17 protein-coding genes are annotated in these 18,492 nt (G+C 68.0%); 10 read left to right on the plus strand and 7 right to left on the minus strand.

The window, feature by feature from the left end:
• Nucleotides 1-777, minus strand: coding sequence for a demethylmenaquinone methyltransferase (locus ACIQCM_RS05770; RefSeq protein ID WP_400604653.1), 777 nt, complete (start codon nucleotides 775-777; stop codon nucleotides 1-3).
• Between the two features lie 109 nt (nucleotides 778-886).
• On the opposite strand from ACIQCM_RS05770, the gene ACIQCM_RS05775 reads away from it, so the two are divergent.
• The 4 genes from ACIQCM_RS05775 (at nucleotide 887) to ACIQCM_RS05790 (ending at nucleotide 5,004) form a co-directional block, all read left to right on the plus strand.
• On the plus strand, nucleotides 887-2,305 hold the full coding sequence (locus tag ACIQCM_RS05775) for an isochorismate synthase MenF (protein ID WP_400604655.1): 1,419 nt from the start codon (nucleotides 887-889) through the stop codon (nucleotides 2,303-2,305).
• 165 nt (nucleotides 2,306-2,470) lie between these two features.
• Nucleotides 2,471-3,271 (plus strand): ABC transporter substrate-binding protein, encoded by an 801-nt coding sequence (locus tag ACIQCM_RS05780; RefSeq protein WP_400604656.1) that lies wholly within the window; start codon nucleotides 2,471-2,473, stop codon nucleotides 3,269-3,271.
• A 125-nt stretch (nucleotides 3,272-3,396) separates the two neighbouring features.
• Nucleotides 3,397-4,188, plus strand: a complete 792-nt coding sequence (locus ACIQCM_RS05785; RefSeq protein WP_400604658.1) for an amino acid ABC transporter permease — start codon at nucleotides 3,397-3,399, stop codon at nucleotides 4,186-4,188.
• Between the two features lie 12 nt (nucleotides 4,189-4,200).
• Nucleotides 4,201-5,004 (plus strand): amino acid ABC transporter ATP-binding protein, encoded by an 804-nt coding sequence (locus ACIQCM_RS05790; RefSeq protein ID WP_400534605.1) that lies wholly within the window; start codon nucleotides 4,201-4,203, stop codon nucleotides 5,002-5,004.
• A 37-nt stretch (nucleotides 5,005-5,041) separates the two neighbouring features.
• On the opposite strand, the gene ACIQCM_RS05795 is transcribed toward ACIQCM_RS05790, so the two are convergent.
• The 4 genes from ACIQCM_RS05795 to ACIQCM_RS05810 form a co-directional block, all read right to left on the minus strand.
• On the minus strand, nucleotides 5,042-6,037 hold the full coding sequence (locus ACIQCM_RS05795) for a hypothetical protein (protein ID WP_400604660.1): 996 nt from the start codon (nucleotides 6,035-6,037) through the stop codon (nucleotides 5,042-5,044).
• A 169-nt stretch (nucleotides 6,038-6,206) separates the two neighbouring features.
• Entirely contained in the window at nucleotides 6,207-7,895 is a 1,689-nt protein-coding gene (menD, locus tag ACIQCM_RS05800; protein WP_400605433.1) for a 2-succinyl-5-enolpyruvyl-6-hydroxy-3-cyclohexene-1-carboxylic-acid synthase, read from the minus strand.
• Between the two features lie 282 nt (nucleotides 7,896-8,177).
• On the minus strand, nucleotides 8,178-10,253 hold the full coding sequence (locus tag ACIQCM_RS05805) for a PhoX family protein (protein ID WP_400604661.1): 2,076 nt from the start codon (nucleotides 10,251-10,253) through the stop codon (nucleotides 8,178-8,180).
• A gap of 215 nt (nucleotides 10,254-10,468) precedes the next feature.
• Complete coding sequence (locus tag ACIQCM_RS05810) at nucleotides 10,469-11,491, minus strand: o-succinylbenzoate synthase (RefSeq protein ID WP_400604663.1); 1,023 nt, start codon at nucleotides 11,489-11,491, stop codon at nucleotides 10,469-10,471.
• 145 nt (nucleotides 11,492-11,636) lie between these two features.
• Here ACIQCM_RS05810 and ACIQCM_RS05815 point away from each other — a divergent pair, with 145 nt between their 5' ends.
• The 5 genes from ACIQCM_RS05815 to ACIQCM_RS05835 all read left to right on the plus strand — a co-directional run bounded on the left by ACIQCM_RS05815 (nucleotide 11,637) and on the right by ACIQCM_RS05835 (nucleotide 15,671).
• Entirely contained in the window at nucleotides 11,637-12,821 is a 1,185-nt protein-coding gene (locus ACIQCM_RS05815) for an MFS transporter (protein WP_400604665.1), read from the plus strand.
• Nucleotides 12,822-12,857: 36 nt separating this feature from the next.
• Nucleotides 12,858-13,760, plus strand: coding sequence for a phosphatase PAP2 family protein (locus ACIQCM_RS05820; protein ID WP_400604667.1), 903 nt, complete (start codon nucleotides 12,858-12,860; stop codon nucleotides 13,758-13,760).
• Nucleotides 13,761-13,977: 217 nt separating this feature from the next.
• Nucleotides 13,978-14,577 carry a TasA family protein gene (locus ACIQCM_RS05825; protein ID WP_400604669.1) on the plus strand — a complete coding sequence of 200 codons (600 nt, stop codon included), beginning with the start codon at nucleotides 13,978-13,980 and terminating at the stop codon, nucleotides 14,575-14,577.
• 16 nt (nucleotides 14,578-14,593) lie between these two features.
• A complete protein-coding gene (locus tag ACIQCM_RS05830) occupies nucleotides 14,594-15,190 on the plus strand; it encodes a signal peptidase I (protein WP_400604671.1) in 597 nt (198 codons plus the stop codon).
• An 88-nt stretch (nucleotides 15,191-15,278) separates the two neighbouring features.
• On the plus strand, nucleotides 15,279-15,671 hold the full coding sequence (locus tag ACIQCM_RS05835) for a hypothetical protein (RefSeq protein ID WP_400604673.1): 393 nt from the start codon (nucleotides 15,279-15,281) through the stop codon (nucleotides 15,669-15,671).
• A gap of 12 nt (nucleotides 15,672-15,683) precedes the next feature.
• On the opposite strand, the gene ACIQCM_RS05840 is transcribed toward ACIQCM_RS05835, so the two are convergent.
• Nucleotides 15,684-16,385, minus strand: a complete 702-nt coding sequence (locus ACIQCM_RS05840; protein ID WP_400604674.1) for an esterase/lipase family protein — start codon at nucleotides 16,383-16,385, stop codon at nucleotides 15,684-15,686.
• A gap of 196 nt (nucleotides 16,386-16,581) precedes the next feature.
• Between ACIQCM_RS05840 and ACIQCM_RS05845 the strand changes: the two genes are divergently transcribed.
• Nucleotides 16,582-16,926: a hypothetical protein gene (locus tag ACIQCM_RS05845; RefSeq protein ID WP_400604676.1), complete on the plus strand. Its 345-nt coding sequence runs from the start codon at nucleotides 16,582-16,584 to the stop codon at nucleotides 16,924-16,926.
• Nucleotides 16,927-16,956: 30 nt separating this feature from the next.
• On the opposite strand, the gene ACIQCM_RS05850 is transcribed toward ACIQCM_RS05845, so the two are convergent.
• A complete protein-coding gene (locus ACIQCM_RS05850; protein WP_400604677.1) occupies nucleotides 16,957-18,480 on the minus strand; it encodes an FAD-dependent monooxygenase in 1,524 nt (507 codons plus the stop codon).
• Nucleotides 18,481-18,492: the final 12 nt, after the last annotated feature.

The following is an 18,492-nucleotide window of genomic DNA, read 5'->3' on the forward strand; positions in this document are numbered from 1 at the left end:
TCAGCGGGCGATGTTGCGGCGCAGCTTGGCCACCGGGCCCTTGTGCGCGGCGATGGCGGCGGCAGCCCCGTCCGGCGTGGTCTCCGGGGCTTTGAACGCGCGGTGCACTGCCACGATCCCGCCCGTCAGGTTCCGGTAGGTGACGTTTTCCCAGCCGGCTTCCTGCAGCCAGGCGGCCAGGTGGTCCTGGTCCGGCCAGGCACGAATGGATTCGGCCAGATAGACGTACGCGTCCGGGTTGGAGGCGACCTTCACGGCAATAGCCGGCAGCGCGCGCATCAGGTATTCCGTGTACATCGTGCGCCACAGCGGAACCACGGGCTGGGAGAACTCGGCAATGACCAGCCTGCCGCCGGGCTTGGTCACGCGCAGCATTTCCTCCAGCGCCTTCTTGGGCTGGTTCACGTTGCGAAGGCCAAAGGAAATGGTGGTGGCGTCAAAGGTGTTGTCCGCGAACGGCAGGTTTGTCGCGTCCCCGGCGACGAAGTTGATGTCGGGCCGACGGCGCTTGCCCACCCTGAGCATGCCCAGGGAGAAGTCGCAGGCCACGACGTCTATGCCCGCATCGGCATATGGCTCGCTGGAGGTGCCGGTACCGGCAGCCAGGTCCAGGACCCGCTGGCCCTTGGAAACCTCCATCGCCTCCACCACGATTTTCCGCCAGCGGCGGGTCTGCCCCATGGAGAGGACATCGTTGACGACATCGTATTTCGGTGCGACGTCGTCAAACATCGTGGCTACTTCGTCCGGACGCTTATCCAAGGATGCTCGGTTCACCATGTCATTGTCTCAAATGTTCGGCGGGGCGCGGACCACCGGAAACGCCTCGCGGCGCCCTCTGGCTTCCGCGGAGGCCCGCGGCAGGCCGGAGTAGTGTTGTTCCATCATGACGAGCACGCGTACCGGCCTCATAAAGTCACTGACAGTCCCCCTGGATGGAAAAGCATTCCCCGGGGGGCTGCCGTCGTTTTTGGTGCGCGACGACGTCCTTTGCTGGACCCGCCGTGAAGCAGGACTTGCGGGTTTCGGCGAGATTGCGCGGTTTACGGCCACGGGCCCGGACCGTTTCCTTGAGGCCGACATCTGGTGGCGGCACCTGGTCCTGGAGGCGGACGTCACCGACGCCGTGGAGCTTCCCGGCACCGGCCCGGTGGCCTTCGGTTCCTTCGCGTTCTCCAAGACCTCATCGCACGGGTCCCGGCTGATCGTGCCCGAGATCGTCGTGGGCGTGAGGGACAACCAGGCCTGGCTCACCCAGCTGTCGTTCGACGACGGCCCGCTCACCGAAGCAGGGGCCCTCGCCGCGCTGGAGCGCTGGCTGGGCACCGGTCCCGTACCCGGCGCGGCGCCCGGTCCGGAAGACACGACGGCGGCAGCGGACTCCCGCGGGGACGCTGCCGAAGGTGCCGTCCCCGGGAAGTCGGGGGGCGCCGTCGTACGGCCCGTCACCCTGGCCGCCGGGGCCACCCTGCACACGGGCTCGCTGACGGAGGAGGCGTGGATGTCCGCGGTGGCTGCCGGCGTGGCGGAAATCCGCACCGGAGCCCTGGAGAAGCTCGTGCTGGCGCGGGACGTGGTGGCAACTATTCCCGCCGGCGTACATGCCGCAAATGTCCTGCGTGAACTGGCCGCCCGCTACCGCGAGTGCTGGACCTACGGCGTGGATGGCCTGGTGGGCGCCACCCCGGAGATGCTGATCCAGGTTGAGGGCCGCACCGCCCAGGCACGCGTGCTGGCCGGGACCCTGGACCGTCGCGATGCCCACGGCGAGGACGGCGCGCCGATGGAGTACGCCACCCGGGTCCTGGCGGGCTCGGAAAAGCAGCGGCACGAGCACGAGATTGCCATCCAGTCGCTGACCTCGCAGCTGGCGCCATTCTCCGAGGCCATGAACGCGCACGACGAACCGTTCATCCTGGAGCTGCCCAACGTGTGGCACCTGGCGTCGGACGTGAAGGCGGAGCTGGCCGAGGTTGAGGGGCACGTGCCCACCTGCCTGGCGCTGATCAACGCACTGCACCCCACGGCTGCCGTGTGCGGGACACCCACCCAGGTTGCGGGCGCACTGATCCGCAAGCTGGAGCACCTGGACCGCGGGCCCTATGCCGGGCCGGTGGGATGGCTGGATGCTGCCGGGAACGGTGAGTGGGGCATCGCGCTGCGCGGAGCCGTGATCGAGTCCGCGGACACCGTTCGGCTGTATGCCGGGTGCGGCATCGTGGATGGTTCGCAGCCGGAGGCCGAGCTGGCAGAGACGTGGGCCAAGTTCCGGCCGATGCTGGAGTCACTCGGCATCCGCAGCTGACCTGTCCGGGATCAGAGACACCACCTCCACACCTCCGCTTGATTTCTACCCCATTTAGTTATCCAATAGTCAAACAAAGTTTCCTGTGATGCACATCTCATAATCGGCGCTACACTATGAACCGATTTAGTAAGGCATATCCCCTGCAACAAAAGGTAAAGAAACATGCAGCTCAAGTCCCTGGCCACGGCCAAGATCACCGCCAAGGCAGCAGCAATCTTCGCCGCCGGAGCCCTGACGCTCACGGCATGTGGCGGCAGCTCCACCCCGGCGGCGTCCGAAGGCGGCGTCCAGCTCATCAACGCCGGTAAGCTCACGGTCTGCTCCGATGTCCCCTACGAGCCCTTCGAGTTCGAGAAGGACGGCGAGACGGTCGGCTTCGACATCGACATCGCCAAGGAAATCGCCAAGGACCTCGACGCCGAGCTGAACATCGTGGACAGCTCCTTCGAGGCCATCGAGACCGGCACCGCCCTGACCCAGTGCGACCTGTCCATCTCCTCCGTGTCCATCACGGACACCCGCAAGAACGTCATGGACTTCTCCACCCCGTACATGGATGACGACCTGACGCTGCTGGCGTCCAAGGCCTCCGGCATCACCGGCATCGAAGACGCCAAGGGCAAGAAGGTCGGCGTCCAGCAGGCAACCACGGGCGCCAAGTACGCCGCCGAGAAGGGCATCGACGCCCAGCAGTTCGAGGACACCGGCCTGCTGATCCAGGCCATCCAGGCGGGCACCATCGACGCCGCCCTGGGCAACCAGTCGGTCCTGGCCTACGCCATCAAGGACAACGACAAGTGGGAGCGCGTGGAGAACTACAGCACCGGCGAACAGCTCGGCATCGGCATCAAGAAGGGCAACACCGCGATGGCCGAGAAGGTCAACGGCACGCTCAAGCGCCTGTCCGACGACGGCTCGCTGGAGAAGTTCGAGACCACCTGGTTCGGCGAGAGCGCCAAGTAAGCAGGCCCTGGCCACCCCGGCCACGGCTCCTGCATAGCCCCTGAGAACACGCAGCTGAGGCCCCGGACGCACTGTCCCCCAGTCCGTCCGGGGCCTCAGCCACGCACAACGAATGTGAGCACCCCATGGCAATGACCGCAAGTCAACGAGCCAGAGTAAGCCTTTACGTCCAGGCCGGCATCTTCATCGTCGCAGTTGCCGCGCTTGCCCTGGCCACCGACTGGAAGACCGTCGCCAACAGCGTCTTCAACTTCGGCAAGATCGGCCCGATGTTCCCGGGCATTTTCACGACAGGCCTGATCAACACCCTGATCTACACCGCCCTCGGTTTCATCGTGGGCCTTTCCGGCGGCCTCCTGCTGGCACTCATGAAGCTCTCCAGCTTCCCCCTGTACCGCTGGATCGCCACCGCGTACATCGAATTCTTCCGCGGCATCCCGGCCCTCCTGGTGTTCATCGCCTTCGGTTACGGCGTGCCCCTGGCCTTCGGCGTTTCATGGAACGTGACCGTGGTGGTCATGATCTCGCTGGGCATGGTGGCCTCGGCTTACATCGCAGAAACCCTCCGCGCCGGCCTGCAGGCCGTGCCCAAGGGCCAGCTCGAGGCAGCCCGCTCCCTGGGCATGCCGCAGTGGCGGGCGATGGTCACCATCGTGATCCCGCAGGCCTTCAAGATCGTGCTGCCGCCGCTGACCAATGAGGTCATCCTGCTCACCAAGGACTCCTCGCTGATTTATGTCCTGGGCTTGACCGCGTCCCAGTACGAGCTCACCAAGTTCGGCCGCGACGGCATCTCCTCCCTCGGTGCGGGCCTCACGCCGCTTCTCGTGGCGGGTGCCTTCTACCTGGTCATCACCATCCCCCTGAGCCTCCTGGCCCGGAAGTTCGAAAGCCGCTCCGCGCGGACCAAGCGATAGGCAGGGAAGACAATGAACGACGTCGTCACTAACCCCAGCGGCAGCACCTCCCCCATCAACGCGGCAGGCGTGGACATCAGCAACCTGCGCAAGTCCTACGGCTCCAACGAGGTCCTCAAGGGCATTACCCTAAGCGTCGCCCCCGGCGAAGTGGTGTGCCTGATCGGTCCGTCCGGTTCCGGCAAGTCCACCCTGCTGCGGTGCGTGAACCTGCTGGAAACGCCCAACCAGGGCAGCATCCATGTGGGCGGCTTTGAAGCCACGGACCCCGAAGTGGACATCGACCGGATGCGCCGCAAGGTGGGAATGGTGTTCCAGCAGTTTAACCTGTTCCCGCACCTGGATGCGCGGCGCAACTGCACCATCGCCCAGACCAAGGTCCTCAAGCGGAGCCAGGCAGAGGCGGACAAGGTGGCGCTGCGCAACCTTGAGCGCGTGGGCCTGGGCCACTTGGCCGACCGCTTCCCGGACCAGCTCTCCGGCGGCCAGCAGCAGCGCGTTGCCATCGCCCGCGCGCTGAGCATGGACCCGGAACTGATGCTGTTCGACGAGCCGACATCCGCCCTGGACCCGGAGACGGTGGGCGATGTCCTGTCCGTCATGCGCAACCTGGCCAAGGACGGCATGACCATGCTGGTGGTCACGCACGAGATGGGCTTCGCCCGCGAAGTTGCGGACCGCGTGGTCTTCATGGACGGCGGCGTCGTGGTGGAGGAAGGCGTGGCCGAGCAGGTCATCAGTGCCCCCGCGCAGCCCCGCACCAAGGAGTTCCTGCGCCGCGTGCTGGACCCGACGCACATCGGACTGGACAGCTAGCCCCCTGGCCCAGGTTCCGCACCTATTCGGACAGCCGCTACGTGGACCCGCGTGGCGGCTGTCCGTTTCCGTAGCGTATGTCCGGAGCGCATGCCCGAAACCGGGTCCGGGGAACCCCCGCCCGCTCCAGCATGGCCGCGAAAGCCGCCCGGTCCGCCAGGTCAGTCCACGTCCAGCGGATGACCCTGCGGCCGGCGGCACGGATCCGGTCCTCGCGCCGTTTCTCCGCAACCACCACGTCCGACGGCGTGCGGCCGCTCAGGTACTCGGCCTTCTGATACTTCACCAGCCCGTCGAATTCCCCGGCCAGCCCCTCCTCCGGCCACTCGAAGTCAAGCAGCGCCACAAATCCCCGCCGGTCACGGATTTCGGTCTGGAGGCGCGGTTCCTTGAAGCCTTCCATGTACATATAGGCGCGGCTGAGTGACTCCCCGGGGGAGCCTGAGGCCGGGTCCGCGAAGCCAAGCACCTTTCGAATGCGCCGGGCAGCCGCTGCACTGTATTCCGGGCCTATGGATCCTTCGAGTTCGACCAAGGTCAGGGGCAGGAGCCGCTGGACGGGGTCCGGCTTGAGCACATGGTCCACCGCGGCCACGCCCTGTTCGAACGTTCCAAACGCCGCCAGGTCCAACACCGTGCGCAGTCTTCCGGTCACCCACAGACCGGACCTTAGCTGAACGTCCGCCGCCTCGGGATCCCCGCGGTGCCGTCGCACGCCCGCCCGCGAACGTCCTCCGCCGCCATCAGCTGTCAACGCGTGCACGATCTGCCGGGTCCCGAGCAATGGAATGCCCCAAACAGCAGCAGAGGACTCGCGGCAGAACACCGTCCGTGATTGGAGCGTCGCAGCGGCCGCCCGAATCAGCAACGGATACTGCTCCCACTCCTTCAACGTGTTCCATTCCTTGGCCGCTACGTAGACCCCCTGCCTGATCCTGCAGAGCTCTTTGGACGCAGCGCGGCGGGACAACGCCCGGCTGTCCTGGCCAACCCGTGCGTAGTCGCTGCTCAAAATCAGGGAAATCTGGTTCATTCAACGAGGCTCCTCCGCTCCCCGCGGCTGGTGAAGCCCACTGAACCTCTATGTGGACAAGTCCTTGACGCCGCGGTTTCTGACACAGGCTGCGGTTCCGGACATCCGCATCCGGGGACCGGGCAGCCGCAGTCCGAAACCGGCGCGGAAGTCCGAACCGGTGCAGCGACTACCCGGCCAGCACTCCCTCTACCGCCGCGGCAACGGCTTCCTTGATGCGGGCGTGCAGTGCCCGCAGCCCCCGCCGGTCCGTCCGCACCTCGATGATGGTGCGCCCCTGCAGCGGCTGGGCGAGCGCTTCGGCGAGTCCCGCCGTCGTACTTACCGCTGAATGTCCGACGCCGTACGCTGCGGCGAGTGCCGCCAGATCCACGGAGTGCGGGGTGCTGAAGAGGCGTTCGACGGCGTCTCCGTAGTTCCCGGAATCCTCCACCGCACCGTGCTCCAGGAGTCCAAAAATAGCCCCGCCGGCGTCGTTGAGGACCACGATCCGAAGCGCGGGTTCGTCTTCGGCGGCGCCCAGGAGCAGGCCGCCGGCGTCGTGAAGGAAGGTGACGTCGCCCAGCAGGACGGTGGTGTCCTGGCCGCCGCCGACCGCCAAGCCGGTAGCGGTCGAAACGGTGCCGTCGATCCCGGCCAGGCCGCGGTTGGCGTAGACGGTGGCCGCAGGTTCCGGCGAGGGCAGGCCGGCCAGGTCCACGTCGCGGATCCCGTTCGAGGAGCCCAGGAGCAGCTGCCCGCGCGTGTGCTTCCACACCAGTGAGGCGACGGACGGGCCGGTGGCGGGCGCATCCGCGGCCAGCACACCGTCCAGGGCGTGTTGCGCGGCAGACCCGGCCAGCAGCCAGGCATCAAGCCAGCCGGCGCTCCCCCGGCCTGCGAAATCGGCGAGGTCGGCAAGGCTTTCCAGGGGCAGTTCGGTGCGCCGGCCGGGCTCGTACCAGGCGACGGGAACGGGCTGGTACAGCGCGGACGGGACATCTGCCCGGGCCAGGAGCGCGGCCACCGGGCGGGACAGCGTGGGCCGGCCGAACAGGATCACGCGCTCGATGGGCTGCCCTGAGTCCGGTCCGAAGTGCTCCAGCAGCAGCCGGTACGGGCCCACGGCGTTGGGGCCGAAGCGGGCGTTGGAGGACGGCTCCGCCAGGAGCGGCAGGTTGTGGGCGCGCGCGAATGCCTCCGCCACGGGTCCGGCGTCGTGTCCGGCAAGGACCACGGTGCGCCGCTCCGGGAGGTGGTCCGGCGCCGGGGGCAGGTTCATCACCAGCGGTTCGGCGCCCAGCCGGAAACGCTGCCGTCCGGCGGGGGGAGGCAGCTTCTCGCCGGCCGCCGGGACCAGCGGATCCCGGAACGCGAGGTTCAGTTGCACGGGCCCCGGCGGGAGGTCCGGGAACGCCCCGGTGGCGGCGGAGAGGGCGGTTTCCACGGCACGCCCCGGATCGGTCCCGGCCGGAACGTCGACGGCGAACCGGACCTGCTCACCGAAGAGGTCAGGCTGCACGGTGGTCTGGTTGGCGCCGGTTCCGCGGAGCTCTTCGGGCCGGTCGGCGGAGATGAGCAGCAGCGGGACGGCGGCGTGGTTGGCCTCCATCACCGCCGGCATGAGGTTTCCGACGGCCGTCCCGGACGTGGTGAGCACGGCCGCCGGGGAGCCGGTGGAGAGCGCCAGGCCAAGGGCAGTGAATCCGGCGCTGCGCTCGTCGATCCGGACCAGCAGCTCCACGCGCCCCGCCGCCGACGCCTCCGCCAGCGCGTACGCCATGGGCGCCGACCGCGAGCCGGGGCAGACCACCACGTGCCGCACGCCGCCGTCGAGCATGGTCCCGACGGCGGTCCGCGCCGCCGCCAGCGCCCCCAGCGAAGGCGGGGATGATGGGGCGGGCGCAGGGTCTGTCGAAGGCTCAGGGAGTGAGGGGTCCGGGAGCGAAGACGGGTTCAGCGAAGTCACCCACCCAGTCTCCCACCCCCGGACGCTCTCTCACTTGATGCGGCATTAAACCAAACGCTCTCTCACTTGATGCGGCATTAAACCAAACGCTCTCTCACCCCTCGCCCTGGATGGGACGAACAGTGAGAGAGCGATGGCCAAAAACGTGCAGTAAGTGAGAGAGCGTCCCGGGGAGGCGGGAGCGAACGGGCGCTAGGCGTCCGTGCGGAACACCTGGATCACCGACGGGCGGGGCGCGCGCGCCTGGCCCGGTGCCGGCGTCGTACCTGCCGGAACATAGTCGGGGAAGAAGGAGAGCTGCTGCTCGAACGAACCGTCCTCGCCCGGGTGCTGCACGGCGACGAATACGTGGCGCTCTTCGTCGTGGATGATCGGGCCGCAGGTCTCGGCGTCGCGGGGAACGGCGAGGAACTGCTCCACCTTGCCGCGCTCGGCGCCGTCCAGGGTCACCTTGAAGAGCCCGTCAGCACGGCCGATGCCCGAAGGCGCGCCGTCTGTGGAGATCCAGAGGTTGCCCACGGAGTCGAAGGCGAGGTTGTCCGGGCAGGAGATGGGCGAGACCTGGTCCACCGGGAAGCCCGAGAAGTAGGTCACGTCGCCCTGGGCGGGGTCGCCGCACACCATGAGCAGGTTCCACGTGAAGCGAGTGGAGGTCTGGTCGCCGGTTTCGGTGATTTCCACGATGTGGCCGTCGCGGTTCTGGTTGCGCGGGTTGACCTCCGTGGCACCTTCCTTCGTGCCGGTGCCACGGGCGGAGTTGTTGGTGCAGGCCACGTAAACCTTGCCGGTGTGCAGGCTGGGCTGCACGTCTTCGGCACGGTCCATCTTGGTGGGGCCAACCTTGTCCGCGGCCAGGCGGGTGTAGACCAGGACTTCCTCCACGGACATGCCCGGAACGGCGGACTTGCCGTCCACCACCAGCGGCAGCCACTCGCCGACGCCGTCGAAGGCACCGTCAGCGGGAACGTTCCCGGTTCCGTCAATCTCAGCGGCCGGTGAGTTGCCCGTGAACCGGGCAACGTAGAGGTTACCGGCGGAGAGCAGCGTCATGTTGTGCTTGCGGTCGCCTTCGATGTACTTGTCCTTGGAGACGAACTTGTACAGGTAGTCGAAGCGCTCGTCGTCGCCGGAGTAGGCCACCACGTGACCGGACTCGGCGATAATGACGTTGGCGCCCTCGTGCTTGAAGCGGCCCAGCGAGGAGTGCTTCTTCGGGGTCGATGTGGGGTCGAACGGGTCAACTTCCACGATGTAGCCGAAGCGGTTGGACTCGTTCTCGTAGCCGGGGTTACGGGTGTCGAAGCGCGGATCGTCGAGCTCCCACTGGCGGGCCGTAGCCTTGGAGGTCAGGCCGTAGCGCTTGTCACCGGCGGACGCGCCCTCGGAGACGAAGTAGCCCTGGAAGTTCTCCTCGCCGGACAGGATGGTGCCCCACGGCGTGGTGCCGCCGGCGCAGTTGCCCAGCGTGCCCTTGATGAATCGGCCTGCGGGGTCCTCCACGGTCTTGACAAGGGCGGAACCGGCGGCGGGGCCGGTCAGTTCGTAGACGGTGCTGTTCAGGTAGCGGCGGTTCAGCCCGGCACCCTTGACGTAGGTCCACGGCTGGTTCTTGTTCTGGCGCTCCAGTTCCACCACAGAAAGCCCGTGCGCGGCCTGGCCGATGGCGCGGACCTGCTCTGCCGGCATCGTGGGCGGGAACATCAGAGCATCGTTGGTGTACTCGTGGTTGGAGAACATGACAGCCCGGCGGCCCTTGCTGCCCGGAATTTCCAGGATGTCCGTGTAGTCGTTGTTGTAGCCGAACTGCTTTTCCTGCGCCTCGACCGTCTGGTTGTTGATGTCGAACACCGGGGCGTCGTTGAACATCGGGTCGCCCCAGCGGATGACCGGCTTCCAGGTGAAGCCTTCAGGAACGGTGACGGCGTCAACCATGGCATCGACGGACGGGATGGCGGAGAACTGCAGCTTGGACTTGGCGAAGCCCTCCTTGGCAGCCTTGGACAGGCCCGCAGCGTTGGCGGCTTCCGGCGAGGTGACGGCTCCACCGAGCACGACGGCGAGGGCACCGGCGGCGCCAAAGCCCAGGGCGGCGCGGCGGGACATCGTCGCAGAAGCGATGTCGCGGAAGTAGCTGTTGGAGCTGGTGTTGCAGACGTCGCCGGCGCAGGCGTTGGCGCACTTGAGGGCACAGGTGACGGCGCTGCGCTTGCCCTTGGTGTGGCCGAGCATTGGCAGCAGGTTGAACTTGCGGGCAGTCGTTTCAGACATGGGGGGGCCTTCCAAAATCCTTTGTGGGGTCCCGCCCACCCTGCCAGCCGTTTTCTACGGGCAGGGGTCGGCAAGGTGAAGTTCAGGTGAACCGGGAGTGGCCTATGGGAACGCTGCGGAATGGAGCGAGCGTTCCGGGAAAGACCGCGTTAAGTGAGAGAGCGTTCCGGGAAAGACCGCGTTAAGTGAGAGAGCGTCAGGGGGCGGGAAGGGTCTCAGAGGGTGAGGCGGGCGTGGACGCGGCGGAGCCGGGCCAGCCACCAGTCGCGCCGTTCCGCGGAAGCCGCGTACCGCTCCAGCAGCCCGGCGTCGGGGACGGCGTCGCGGAGGCGGATGGCGCCGTCGTCGGCCGTCAAGGGATCCACGGTGATGTCCGACTCGAACAGCGACACCGTCCCCAGCCCGCACGCGTACGGCAACTCCGGCAGGGACGCGGCGAGCGCCAGCCCGGCCCGCATCCCCACCGAGGTGTCCAGTGCGGAGCTCACGACGGCGGGCAGCCCGGCCTGCGCCACGACCTCCAGGGCGCGCCGCACTCCCCCAAGCGGCGCCACCTTGACCACGATCAGGTCCGCCGCGCCGGCCCGGGCCACGCGGAGCGGGTCGGTTTCCTTGCGCACGCTCTCGTCGGCCGCGATCAGCACGGGCGTGCCGGCGTCCCGCAGCCGGGCGCGCACCTCGGCCAGGCCCTCGATGGTGGGCACGGGCTGCTCCGCGTACTCAAGGCCGACGGCGGCGAGCCGGGCAAGTGCCTTGACAGCTCCCGGCACGTCCCAGCCGCCGTTCGCGTCCACCCGGATGGCGGCCTGCGGGAGGGCGGAGCGGACTGCTTCGACGCGGGCGGCGTCGTCGGCGAGTCTTTGACCCTGCTCCGCGACCTTGATCTTCACAGCGTCCACGCGGCCGAAGCGGGCCAGCAACTCCGGCACACGGTCCGCGGGGACGGCCGGAACGGTGGCGTTGACCGGGATGCTGGTCCGGACAGCTGCGGGGAACCCCTGCCAGGCGGCCTCGATGGCGGCGGCGAGCCAGCGGGAGGCCTCGGCGTCGCCGTACTCCGGGAATGGGCAGAACTCTCCCCATCCCGCCGGGCCCTGCAACAGGAGCGACTCCCGGACCGTCACGCCACGGAACTTCACCCGCATGGGCAGGCTGACCACGTGCGCGCCGGCCAGGAGTTCGTCGAAGGAGGGCACCAGCAGAGGCGATGGTTGACGTGGTGGCTCGGGACGGGGCATGCGTTCACTGTATCGAGGCCCGGCGACTGGACTGCGTAACTCTTGGGCCTGCACCGAAGGCTGGCCCCTGAAATGGCGCGGTCCCGCCCGGCCACGACCGCCATAAGTGGCGCATTTCCGCCGCCTGCTCACTAAACTCGGCCCCATGGCTCTTCCCGAACACGCTCTTCCCGCGCAGACCCGGCTGGCCACCGCACCCCTCTACGCCGCCGGGTTTGTCACGGCCTTCGGCGCGCACAGCATCGCGGCCGGCCTGGGCGCGCAGAGCGACAACATCGGCCTGACGCTCCTGAACCTGGGCATCCTGCTGGCGCTCTACGACGTGTCAGAGGTGTTCCTCAAGCCCGTCTTCGGCGCGTTGAGTGACCGGATCGGGCCCAAACCGGTGATCGTGGGCGGCCTCCTGGGCTTCGCCGCACTGTCCCTGATCGGGCTGTGGGCGGCGGATCCCTTCATGCTCGCCCTCGCCCGCCTGGGCCAGGGCGCGGCGGCGTCGGCCTTCTCGCCGTCGTCGTCCGCGATGGTCGCGAGGCTGGCGCGCGGTGGCCAGGCGGGCACCTACTTTGGGCGCTACGGGTCATGGAAGAGCCTGGGCTACATCATTGGGCCGCTGCTGGGTGCGGGGCTGATTTTCGCCGGCGGGTTCGCGCTGCTGTTCGGGGCGCTGTCCGCGCTGGCGGCCGTCACCGCAGTGTGGGTGCTGCTGGCAGTTCCGCACCTTGAGCCGCTTCCGCGCCGGCGGTACACGGTCATGGACCTCGCACGGCAGGTGGGCGAACGCCGGTTCCTGGTGCCCACGCTGGTCTTGGCGGCGTCGACGGCGGCCCTCGGCGCGGCCGTCGGCTTCCTCCCGGCACTGGCTACGCGCCACGGCATGGACGCGGTGGCTGGCACTGCCGCGGTGAGCGTGGTGGCGCTGGGCTCCGTGCTGGCGCAGCCGTGGATGGGGCGCATGCGGGACCTCCACCGGGTTTCGGACCATAAAGGTACGACGGCGGGACTCCTCCTCATTGCCGCGGGCGTCGGCCTGGTGGCGGCGGCCCCAGGTCCGGCCACCATTTTCCTTGCGGCTGCGGCGATAGGTACGGGCATCGGGGCGGCGACCCCGCTGGCCTTCGCGCACCTGGCGGACACCACGCCGCCGGAACGGATGGGCCGGACCATGGGCTCCGCGGAGCTGGGCCGTGAACTGGGCGACGCCGGCGGGCCGCTCCTAGTGGGCGGGGTGGCCACGCTGACGGTGCTGCCGTTCGGGCTGGGTGCGCTGGCCGTGCTGGTGGCAGCGGCGGCACTCCCCCGCCTCGACGCAGCCCCGGCGTCCCATGACTGAAGCAGGCTCCCGGTTTTTTGTGGCACCCTTGACCCGATGACTTTTTCACGGCTGGCACAGGTCCGGGAGGCGGCACGCCCAGCTCCGGGTTCGGCGGCGCTGTTCGCCCTGGCCACCCTGGCCTGCATTGCCGGACTGGTGGCCACGTACCATTTCTTCGTTCAGACCACCACGGGCCAGTTCATTGACGAGTCGGCGCTGGTGGAAGCCGTGGAAATCCACGGCCCGGCCGGCAAGGCGAGCACCAAGTTCCTTGACCTGCTGCCCACCATCTCGCTGGTGATGGCTGCGGTGGTGGTCCTGTTTGTCACCGTGATCCGCCGGCACTGGGCGGAAGCGGCCATCGCCATCAGCGCCTGCGTCGGCGCGAACGTGGCCACCCAGGTGCTCAAGGCGCTGCTGCCGGCCCGGCCTGACAAGGGCGTGATCACGCTGGAGCTGAATTCGCTGCCGTCCGGGCACACCACGCTGGCTGCGTCGGCGGCGGCGGCAGTGTTCCTGATGGCATCCCCGCGCTGGCGCCCCATGGCCGGGTTCGTCGGCGGCACGTTCGCGATCGCGTCCGGCGTGTCCACCCTCATCAACCAGTGGCATCGCCCGGCGGACGTGGTGGCGGCGTTCCTGATTGTCGGCGCGTTCATGATTCCGGCGGGCTGGCTGATCCTGCGCCGCGGCATGTGGCACGCGTGGGAAGGCTTCGGCCGGCACGTGGGGTCGGCCCGGATCTGGCTGACCCTGCCGGTGCTGATCGGACTCGTTTCCGCCGCAGTTGCCGTGTATTCGCTGGCCCTGATCGCGCCCGGCGGAGCGCAGGCCAGCAGCACCAACTACTTCTGGGCGGGAATCGCGCTGATCGTCATCGCCGGGTACCTGGGCGCTGTGGCCACCACGTCGCTGTTCGCTTTTGCCGCACGACGGCGGGACCCGGCAAGGCGCTGATCCACTAAGGGCAGCGTCCCCGTTTCGCCTGCAACTGGCATCTGACCTGCGGAAACCTCCGCAATATTGAGTGAATCTTGATGAAATCCAGCCATGTAATTTGAGGGAGCCCCGGGATAGTAGCTCCGGGGACGCCATGAGCGCGCCCAGAACCCACTATTCAATGGCCACCCTATGGGGGTGCGCCCGTCGAAAGGTACTCCTCTTGGGCATCAGCATGAAATCCACGTCAGGCAAGATCCTTGCTTCCGTCGCGCTGGTCGGCACCGCTGCGGCGGTCGCGGGGATGGGAACCTTCGGTGCGTTTACGGGCAGCACCAGCGCAAGCCAGGAAGTCACGGCGGACACGGTCAGCCTCACCCTCGGCTCAACGGAACCTGTCTCGATTACGGCCGCGGCGGGAATGCTTCCCGGCGATTCCATGGAGCGCTTCGTCACTCTTACGAACGACGGCACATCGGACCTCGCGGCCATCACGCTCACCACCGCCCTCCCGCCAGCTGCTGCCGGCAACCTCCTCACCACCGACGCCAACGGGCTCAAGCTCACCGTTGAATCCTGCAGCCAGGCCTGGACCACTGTCTCCGACGGCCCGGACGCCTGCGGCGGGTCACGCGTCGCCACCACCATTGCGAACGCCGCCATCATCGGCGCCAACAGGGACCTCGGGGGGCTCCCGGCCAAGATCTCCAAGGGCGTGTCCTTCCTGAAGATCACCACCACGCTCCCCGTGGACGCCGGCAACGCCTTCCAGGGCCTCGGCGCCACGGTCAACTTCACCTTCAGCGCCACCCAGCCCACCGGCACCGTCAGCTAACCGGGTGGCCGCACCGATGAGCACTCCAACTGAAGTTGCCAACCGCAGGCCACCCACTATCAACCGGGCCACCGCTGCCCCGGCCGGCCCGAAGACCGGCGGCCTGCTGGCCACGGGGATCCTTGTCCTCGCGATCGGGGCATTCCTCTTCCTCACTGTGGGTCCGCGCGTACTGGGTTACCAGACAGCCACCATGCTGACAGGGTCCATGTCGCCCCTCATCAACGCCGGCGACGTGGTGGTCACTGTACCCACACCGGTCCGCAACATCGGCGTGGGAGACATCATCACCTACCGGATTCCTGTGGAGGACAAGAGGGTGGTGACGCACCGCGTCACGCGGGTCTCCACCACTGCGGGAGGTACGACGACGGTACGCACCAAGGGTGATGCCAACACCTCCGTGGATCCCTGGACAGCCGTGCTCCAGGGCGCGACCGTGCACAAGTACGCGTTCACGATTCCATGGGCGGGCCATGTCATCCACGCGCTGCGGGAGCCGCTGGTGCTGAATACCCTGATGTATGGCGCCCCGGCGGTGCTGGTACTGGGAGTTCTGCGCTCGATTTGGCGCCGCGATCCGGAGGACGCATACGGCGGGGCTGGTGGCTAGGGCGGGGGTACCAGCCGGCCGCCCGGGCAGTCCCGGACGTCCGGCCGGTCCCGGACATCCCGCCCGGTGGGCGGCTGTTGCAGCATGCATGCTCCTCGGATTCGCAGCCACTCCCTCAGCCCACGCGGCGTTTACGGGGCAGGCGCTGGCATCAGCATCCGTGGGCACGGCGACGATCGGCTCGCCAACCGCCGTCAGCGTGACGCCCACCTGTGTGAACAAGAAAAGCTTCACGCTGACGGTCAACGTGAAGGAAGCTGTGCCCTACGCGAACAACCTGGACGTCATCATTACCAGCGGAACCGACACGCTGACTGCCATCCAGGGCATCACAGAGATCAAGCAGCACCAGCTCACCGTGGTCCAGGGCGCAAAGACGGTGGATTTCACGTACACGGTCCGCGGGCTCTATACGCCGGCCAACTCCAACAACACCTGGCGCAGCTCCACCCCGCTCACGCGAACGGTAACGTGCAGCTAAACGCCGGGCGGACTATTCCGGCAGGTTCAGCTGCTCCACGATGATCCGGGCAGTCCCAGGGTCTCCCAGAATCCGGAAGTGTCCGGCCACGGGCAGTTCGACGTTGGTGGCCCCCGGCAGGACGCTGCCTTCGGGAATGTGCGGATCGAACGGCCCGTACAGCGAGGTGATCCGGCTGTTGACCGATTCTTCCCGGGCCAGTTCCCGCGTCAGTGCGCTGCGCGGCGAGAAAATCCGCAGGCTGGGCAGCAGCATGTACCGCGCATAGCGTGAGCCCGAAAAGGGCGTGCACACCGTGACCATGCGGCTGATCCGCTGCTCAGGATCCAGGTTCAGCATGGCGTACTTGCCGATCAGCCCGCCCTTGCTGTGGGCCACGATCATGGCGTCCCGCAGCCCGGCCTCCTCCAGGTGCTGGGCCACCATGCGGGCCGCCACCGGCACCTGGAGCTTGTTCCGCTGCAGCACCGTGACCACATGGACGGGATGGCCGGCGTCGTGGATGGCGTGGATGAGCGGGAGCATGAACTGCCAGTTTTCGTACACGCCGGGGATGATCACCACGGGGCTTCGGTGGCCCTGGTGGAAAGAGCCCGGCTGCACGCGCGAGAGCATCCCCCGCACCTGCCAGCCCGCGGCGTACAGGTAGTCCTGCAGCCACCAGAGGGCTTTCTGCGCCGGGCCGGGCCTGGCCTCGATGGCGGATTCAGTCATGTCTCGAGGATAACGGCTGCCGGCGCCGCGAAGCCGGGTTTCGGTGCACAGGGACTGCCTGTCGGCACCGAGCCCGGGTCGCACCGCCCAGCACGGCGCAGATAGGGAAAATCCGGGGGTCACAAACGCGCCGCGGAGGAGTAGATTTCGCCTTAGGGGCACTGTTCCGCGCCCCCAGCCACAAGGAGGTCTTTCCATGGGTGATGTATGGATCCGCACGCTGGGCAACGGGCTGGTCCGGGCAGACAGAATCACCGAAATCACGTCCACGCGGGGTTCCCTGCACGAGGAACAGGGGTACTCGTTGAAGGTCATCGTGGACGGCAAGGGCCACGCGCTCATCGACGATGCCGACCTCCAGGGCAGCCTCGCCGACCGGCTTGAGTACGCCAGGCACGTGGAGGATGCGCTGTTGTTGTCCATGGATGAGGCAAAGGACTCGGACGAGTCGATGGTCATCTCGTACGAACCTGAGCGTGAGCGCTGGTCCGCCGCCGCTGTTACGGTGCTCACCGGGCGGCTTCCGGAAACGGTGGGGTGAACGTACGACGGCGGGACGCGGCCGCCGTCGTCAGCCCACCCAGCGGCGGAGGTACTCCTCCAGTCCCGCGGCGCCCTCTGCGTGATCTCCCGTGTAGCAGTAGCCGATATACCCGTCCGGGCGCACCAGGTAATGGGCTGTGCTCCCGCCGGGCAGGTGCCAGTGCAGCAGGTGCCAGGCGGGGCCGGCGAGAACCCGGTGCAGGGTGGTGGCTTCACCGTTACAGAGGACGGGCGTGTCCGGCAGCCGGTCCCCCGCCTGCAGTCCGCCGCGCCGCCGGGGAACCCGCGGGCCGGGTCCGTTGGCAGAGAGGGGGCTGCGTCGGTAGCCGATCCCGAGTTCGGAAATGGTGCGGAAGAGACGGGCGCGCCCCCATGTTGCTTTGGCGGCCAGCGGCGCCAGCACCGGAGCAATCCGCGACCTGGCCAACCGGACCAGCGGATTGAGGGACGTTGCGATCCGGAAGGGCCGGTTGCTCAGGCGGAGCACGGCCTTGCCCACGGGCCGGCGTTCGGCCTGGTAGGTGTCCAGCAGGGCCGGCTCGCCTCTGCCGGCGAGGGCCTGCGCCAGCTTCCACCCGAGGTTCACCGCGTCCTGGATGCCGGTGTTCATCCCCTGCGCGCCGGCCGGGCTGTGGATGTGCGCGGCGTCGCCGGCCAGGAAGAGCCTGCCGGACCGGTAGCGGGCCGCGGCCCGCAGGTGGATCCGGAATTCGGTGATCCAGGCGGCGTCGTGCAGCCGCACACTGCCGTCGGTGTATTCATTGACGACTTCCTGGACCTCCGCCAAAGCGGCGTCCGGAGCGCCCGGCGGCCGGGCCGCCGTCGTCCGCTTGATGGTCCGCTTGATGGTCCGCTTGATGGCCAGAAGGCGCCAGGTAGCCGGGGTGCCCAGCGGAAAGAAAAGCAGGATCCCGTTCGTGGAGACGAAGGCGTGGGCGGCGCCGCGCTGCAGCCCGTCGGCTTCGGCGTCCGCGAGGAGAAAAGTCTGCGGGTAGGTGCTGCCCCGGAACGGAATGCCTGCGAGGCGGCGGACTGAGCTGCGGGCGCCGTCGCACCCCACGGCGTAGGCGGCGCGCACCGTCTCCACCCGGGCGTCAGCATCGGAGCCGGCGCGGCGCAGCACGGCCGTGACGGAATCTGCGTCCTGGGTCAGGTCCGTCAGCTCCACCCTGCGCTCCACGGTGATGCCGAGCCCGGCCAGCCGTTCCTCGAGGATCCGCTCGGTTTCCGCCTGGGAGAGGAACAGCAGGTACGGGTATTCGGTGTCCTCGAGGCCAAGGTCGAACAGCGGCAGGGACAGGACCCGGCCGCGGAGGTGCAGCCGGACCTGTACCGTGCGGTTGCCGGCGGACACGAGCCGGTCCGTCACGCCCAGGCCGGCCAGAACCTCCAGCGAGCGCGGCTGGAGGGCGAGCGCGCGCGATTCGCGGACCCGGTCAGCGCTCCGGTCGACGACCCGGATCCGCACCCCGAGGCAGGCCAGCTGCAGGGCAAGGGTCAGACCCGTAGGCCCGGCCCCTACTATCAGTACGTCGATTGGATCCTGCTGCATCCGGCCGCCCCG

Source organism: Pseudarthrobacter sp. NPDC092439 (assembly GCF_044754945.1).
Classification (GTDB): domain Bacteria; phylum Actinomycetota; class Actinomycetes; order Actinomycetales; family Micrococcaceae; genus Arthrobacter.

What these genes read in the sequence shown, in the direction of transcription:
- ACIQCM_RS05805 (WP_400604661.1), bottom strand. Translation starts at nt 10,253, where the DNA reads ATGTCTGAAACGACTGCCCGCAAGTTCAACCTGCTGCCAATGCTCGGC.
- ACIQCM_RS05780 (WP_400604656.1), top strand. Translation starts at nt 2,471, where the DNA reads ATGCAGCTCAAGTCCCTGGCCACGGCCAAGATCACCGCCAAGGCAGCA.
- ACIQCM_RS05785 (WP_400604658.1), top strand. Translation starts at nt 3,397, where the DNA reads ATGGCAATGACCGCAAGTCAACGAGCCAGAGTAAGCCTTTACGTCCAG.
- ACIQCM_RS05845 (WP_400604676.1), top strand. Translation starts at nt 16,582, where the DNA reads ATGGGTGATGTATGGATCCGCACGCTGGGCAACGGGCTGGTCCGGGCA.
- ACIQCM_RS05840 (WP_400604674.1), bottom strand. Translation starts at nt 16,385, where the DNA reads ATGACTGAATCCGCCATCGAGGCCAGGCCCGGCCCGGCGCAGAAAGCC.
- ACIQCM_RS05850 (WP_400604677.1), bottom strand. Translation starts at nt 18,480, where the DNA reads ATGCAGCAGGATCCAATCGACGTACTGATAGTAGGGGCCGGGCCTACG.
- ACIQCM_RS05820 (WP_400604667.1), top strand. Translation starts at nt 12,858, where the DNA reads ATGACTTTTTCACGGCTGGCACAGGTCCGGGAGGCGGCACGCCCAGCT.
- ACIQCM_RS05835 (WP_400604673.1), top strand. Translation starts at nt 15,279, where the DNA reads ATGCTCCTCGGATTCGCAGCCACTCCCTCAGCCCACGCGGCGTTTACG.
- ACIQCM_RS05775 (WP_400604655.1), top strand. Translation starts at nt 887, where the DNA reads ATGACGAGCACGCGTACCGGCCTCATAAAGTCACTGACAGTCCCCCTG.
- ACIQCM_RS05790 (WP_400534605.1), top strand. Translation starts at nt 4,201, where the DNA reads ATGAACGACGTCGTCACTAACCCCAGCGGCAGCACCTCCCCCATCAAC.
- ACIQCM_RS05830 (WP_400604671.1), top strand. Translation starts at nt 14,594, where the DNA reads ATGAGCACTCCAACTGAAGTTGCCAACCGCAGGCCACCCACTATCAAC.
- ACIQCM_RS05815 (WP_400604665.1), top strand. Translation starts at nt 11,637, where the DNA reads ATGGCTCTTCCCGAACACGCTCTTCCCGCGCAGACCCGGCTGGCCACC.
- ACIQCM_RS05810 (WP_400604663.1), bottom strand. Translation starts at nt 11,491, where the DNA reads ATGCCCCGTCCCGAGCCACCACGTCAACCATCGCCTCTGCTGGTGCCC.
- ACIQCM_RS05795 (WP_400604660.1), bottom strand. Translation starts at nt 6,037, where the DNA reads ATGAACCAGATTTCCCTGATTTTGAGCAGCGACTACGCACGGGTTGGC.
- ACIQCM_RS05825 (WP_400604669.1), top strand. Translation starts at nt 13,978, where the DNA reads ATGAAATCCACGTCAGGCAAGATCCTTGCTTCCGTCGCGCTGGTCGGC.